Genomic DNA, 1059 nt, shown 5'->3' with positions numbered 1-1059 from the left:
CCCGCTGCGCAACATCAGATACGAAGACAATTGCGTATGCGCCGTCACCTCAATGAGTGCCGGCCGATAGGTGTCGACCAATTCGTTGATTGAGGGCGTGCGCAACGCGAGCGCATAGGCCGCCGGACCCAGACGGTAGCTGCCCCGGTTGCCGCCCTGCACCACCAGACCGTGATCGGATAGAGCGGTAAGGGTTCGGTGGACGCTGGATCGCGCCTCACCGCAGGCTTCGGCCATCGCGCCCAAGGTCATGCCCTTTGCCCCCACCTGCGACAATAGAATCAGCAGTTCTGCTGCGCGGCCGGCATTGCTCGATGATTGTCTGGCCATGACCCTGTCCCGTAAATGATAAGCACTGCCCCGGGGCACGGGGCAGTGCAGCATCTATGCTAATGACATACCAGCTTCCTCAGGGCTCAGGCAAAGCGTTTTTCACGCGCGTCCCGGGCCTTGGCGGCTTCGCTGCGGCAGGTGGGATCTCCGTACCCCCCCGCGCCAGGGGTAACGATCTCGAGGATGTCGCCCGGCAAAAGATCCACGGCTGCCCGTTCGAACCCCGAGCGCACCGCGTTGAGCGTGAAATAGCCCGAGGCCCCCGACTCGCCGCCTTTCAGGCCCCAGGGTCGGGTGGAAAGGCGCGCGCCCATGACCTGAACCCGGCAGGGTTTTTCTGCGCGATAGACCCGGCGCAGACCCATGCCGCCGTTGAACTCGCCCGCCCCGCCAGAACCGTCGACCAGTTCATACCGCCGCAGGGTAATCGGATATTCGTTCTCCAGCGCTTCGACCGGCAGGTTCGAGGTGTTGGTCATGTGTACATGGACGCCATCAAGGCCGTCCTTGTTGTACCGCGCGCCAGAACCGCCGCCGATGGTCTCAAGATAGACCCAGAGCGAGCCATCCTCACGGCGCCCGTCAAAGCTTGCCACCGCGACCGACCCGTTGGAGGCCGCCGTGACGCGCTCGGGAACCACTTGCGACAGGGCGCCGTGGATCAGGTCGACCACACGCTGGCAGGCGGTGATGCGGCCATCCACAGCGGCGGGATGGGAGCAGCGG

Annotated in this window: 2 protein-coding genes; both read right to left on the bottom strand. The window is 64.6% G+C overall.

Going from position 1 to position 1059, the window contains the following annotated elements; translation table 11 throughout:
- A partial coding sequence (locus tag MXB90_RS17710; protein ID WP_250046726.1) for a helix-turn-helix domain-containing protein occupies positions 1-330 on the bottom strand: 330 nt, incomplete at its 3' end.
- A gap of 86 nt (positions 331-416) precedes the next feature.
- A partial coding sequence (locus MXB90_RS17705; RefSeq protein ID WP_250046725.1) for a hydantoinase B/oxoprolinase family protein occupies positions 417-1059 on the bottom strand: 643 nt, incomplete at its 5' end.

It is taken from the genome of Phaeovulum molybdatiresistens (assembly GCF_023544865.1).
Taxonomy (GTDB): Bacteria; Pseudomonadota; Alphaproteobacteria; order Rhodobacterales; family Rhodobacteraceae; genus Pontitalea.
This window is presented reverse-complemented; position numbering and strand designations above follow the sequence as displayed.